The 3,421-nt window shown below is 78.0% G+C and carries 3 protein-coding genes; 2 read left to right on the plus strand and 1 reads right to left on the minus strand.

Annotated features, from left to right (window positions below):
• Nucleotides 1-1,318: MocR-like pyridoxine biosynthesis transcription factor PdxR (gene pdxR / locus ACW0Q9_RS29835; protein WP_456187001.1), on the minus strand; the 1,318-nt coding region annotated here is incomplete at its 3' end.
• Between the two features lie 53 nt (nucleotides 1,319-1,371).
• On the opposite strand from pdxR, the gene ACW0Q9_RS29840 reads away from it, so the two are divergent.
• Complete coding sequence (locus ACW0Q9_RS29840) at nucleotides 1,372-2,145, plus strand: isocitrate lyase/PEP mutase family protein (protein WP_456186997.1); 774 nt, start codon at nucleotides 1,372-1,374, stop codon at nucleotides 2,143-2,145.
• A gap of 54 nt (nucleotides 2,146-2,199) precedes the next feature.
• Nucleotides 2,200-3,159 carry a DNA polymerase domain-containing protein gene (locus tag ACW0Q9_RS29845; RefSeq protein ID WP_456186999.1) on the plus strand — a complete coding sequence of 320 codons (960 nt, stop codon included), beginning with the start codon at nucleotides 2,200-2,202 and terminating at the stop codon, nucleotides 3,157-3,159.
• The last annotated feature ends 262 nt before the right edge of the window (nucleotides 3,160-3,421 follow it).

The following is a 3,421-nucleotide window of genomic DNA, read 5'->3' on the forward strand; positions in this document are numbered from 1 at the left end:
CCACCAGGCCGGGCGGGCCGCTCTCCGGGTCGTGCCGGTGCATCGCCAGCCCGCCGACGGCGAGTCCGCGCGCGGCGGCCGCCGCCAGCACCGCCGCCTCGGTCGGGCCGCCGGGTCGCAGGTGGACGGTGGCGTGCAGGCCGGCCGACACCCCGGCCAGGGCCGAGCGGTCGCCCAACCGGTCCAGCAGCAGGTCCCGCCGCTGCCGGTAGCGGCGCCGGACCGTGCGGACCTGCCGGTCGTAGCCGTGGTCGCGGATCAGCTCGGCGAGGGCGAGCTGGCCGATCGTCTCGCTGTGCAGGTCCAGGTGGCGCTTGGCCTCCACCACCGGCTCCACCAGCCGCGCCGGCAGCACCAGCCAGGCCAGGCGCAGCGCCGGCCCGAGCGTCTTCGCGGCCGTGCCCACGTACGCGACCTGCTCGGGCGCGGTGCCCTGGACCGCGCCGACGGGCTGCCGGTCGTAGCGGAACTCGCCGTCGTAGTCGTCCTCGATCACCAGGCCGCCGGTGGCCCGCGCCCACTCGGCCAGCGCGTGCCGGCGGGCCGGGTGCAGGGTCACCCCGGTCGGGAACTGGTGCGCCGGGGTCACCACGGCGGCCCCCACCCGGGCCAGCGGGCCGGCGCCGAGCAGGTCGGTGCGCGCGCCGAGCCCGTCCACCGGCAACGGCAGCACGGTGCCGCCGTGCCGGCGGACCACCTCCCGGTGGAAGGCCAGCCCGGGATCCTCCATGGCGACCGTGGGCGTGCCGGCGTCCCGGAGCACGCCGGTGAGCAGCACCAGGGCCTGGACGTAGCCGGTGGTGACCACGATCCGCTCCGGGTCGGCCAGCACGCCCCGCGCCCGCCCCAGGTAGCCGGCGAGCGCCCGGCGCAGCTCCGGCCGGCCGCGCGGATCGCCGTAGCCGTACGCCTCGGCGGGGGCGACGGCCAGCGCCCGCCGGGTGGCCCGCAGCCAGGCGGTGACCGGGAAGAGCCCGACGTCGGGGCTGCCGGGGCGCAGGTCGTACCGGAAGGCCGGTGGCCCGGGCGGCGGCGTGGCCGGCGGCGGCGCGGCCAGGCGCAGCCTGCTCACCTCCGTGCCGGCGCCGACCCGGGCGACCAGCCAGCCCTCGGCGACCAGCTGGTCGTAGGCGGCGCTGACGGTGCCCCGGGACAGGCCCAGCTCGGCGGCGAGGGTGCGGGTGGCCGGCAGCCGGGTGGCCGGCGCGAGCCGGCCGTCGCGGATGGCGTCCCGCAGCGCCCGTTCCAGGCCGGCCCGCCGGCCGCCGCCGGCGTCCAGCTCCAGGTGCAGGTCGACGCCGAGATCGGCCCAGTCCATCGGCACGGAATTGGAGCTTACGGGCGGGCCGCCGGCGCGGCGAGACTGACCGCATGACCGAGCTGAGCCGGCGGGCCACCGCGCTGCGCGCGCTGCATCGCCCCCGGGAGCCGCTGATCCTGCCGAACGCCTGGGACCCCGGGTCCGCCCGGGCCGTGGTCGCGGCCGGCTTCCCGGCCGTCGCCACCAGCAGCGCCGCGGTCGCCGAGGCGCTCGGCCACGCCGACGGCGAGGCCACGCCGGTGGCCGAGATGTTCGCCGCGGTCGCCCGGATCGCCGCCGCGGTCCCCGTCCCGGTCACCGCCGACCTCGAACGGGGGTACGGGCTGCGCCCGGCCGAGCTGGTCGAGCGGCTGCTGGCGGCCGGGGCGGTGGGCTGCAACATCGAGGACTCCGACCCGCGTACCGGGGTGCTGCACGACGTCGAGGAGCAGGCCGACCTGCTGGCCGGGATCCGGGCGGCCGCCGGGGCGGCCGGCGTCGACCTGGTGCTCAACGCTCGGGTCGACGTGCACCTGCGGGCGTACGGGCCGGCGCCGGAGCGGCTCGGCGAGGCGGTGCGCCGGGCCCGCCGCTACCGGGCGGCCGGGGCGGACAGCGTCTACCCGATCCTGCTGGCCGACCCGGCGCAGATCCGCGACCTCGTCGCCGAGGTGGACGCACCGGTCAACGTCATGGCCCGGCCCGGCGCGCCCGCACCGGCCGAGCTGGCGGCCCTCGGCGTGGCCCGGATCAGCTTCGGTTCCGGCGTGTACGCGGCCGCCCGCGCCCGCGCCGCCGAGCTGCTCGCCACCGTCCGCGCCGGCGGCGACCCGTTCGGATCCTGACCCGCGCCGCCGCGTCGGGTCGCCGGATGGCGGCCGGGACGGCAGGATGGGCGGATGGGCGCCGCTGACGAGACCCGGGACGGGGTGTCGCTGACCAACCTGGACCAGCCGCTGTTCGACGGGGCCGGCGCCACCAAGCGCGACCTGGTCGACTACCTGGACGCCGTGCACCAGCGGATCCTGCCCGGGTTGCGGGACCGGCCGCTGTCGGTGGTCCGGGTGCGGCCCGGCCAGGACCCGTTCATGCAGAAGAACCTGCCGAAGTACACGCCGGACTGGGTGCGCCGCACCTCGGTCTGGGCGGAGGCCTCGCACCGCAGCATCTCGTACGCCCTCTGCGACGACCGGCGGACGCTGCTCTGGTTCGCCAACCAGCGGGCGGTCGAGTACCACCCGACGCTGGGCCACGCCGGCCACCCCGAGCACCCCACCCACCTGGTGCTCGACCTGGACCCGCCGGCGGGCGACTCGTTCGGCATGGCGGTCCGCACCGCGCTGCTGGTCCGGCAGGCGCTCACCGACGCCGGGCTGGCCGGGGCCGTGAAGACCAGCGGGGCCAAGGGCCTGCACGTCATCGTGCCGGTGGACCCGGCCACCACCGCCGAGGAGGCCGCCGCGGCGACCCGGGCCCTCGCGGCCCGCGCCGAACGGCTCGACCCGGCGCTGGCCACCACCGCCTTCATCGTCGAGGACCGGGGCGGCCGGGTCTTCGTCGACTCCACCCGGTCGTACGGGGCCACGGTGGTGGCCGCCTACAGCCCGCGGATCCGGCCGGGGACGCCGGTGTCGTACCCGGTCGGCTGGGCCGACGTCGAGACGGCGACCCCGGCCGACTTCACCGTGAAGACGGTGCCGGCGCTGCTGGGCGACCGGGACCCGTGGGCGGAGGCGCTGCCCGCGCCGCAGCGGCTGCCGGAGGAACTGGTGGCCGAGGGCCGGACCATCCCGGTGGCCCGGGTGCAGGCCATGCACGAGGGCAAGCGCCGGGCGAAGGCCCGCCGCGAGGCCGGCTGACCTGGCCCTGACCACGGCCGACGGCGGCCCTGGCTGATCACTGCCAAGTCAGCGTCCCGCCATCGGCGAACTCTTCCGCCGTGCCGGCGGGGGCCGGTATCTCCTTCACCATGCTTCCCCGGACACCCCTGCGCCGAGCCGCCGCCACCGGGTTCGCCGGCGCCGTGCTGGCGACCACCCTCTTCGGCCCGCCGGCCCCCACCCCCGGCGGGGCGACGACTGTCTCTTCTACAACTCTCCGAGCCCACCAGACCGTACTAGA

Source organism: Micromonospora sp. I033, assembly GCF_053890995.1.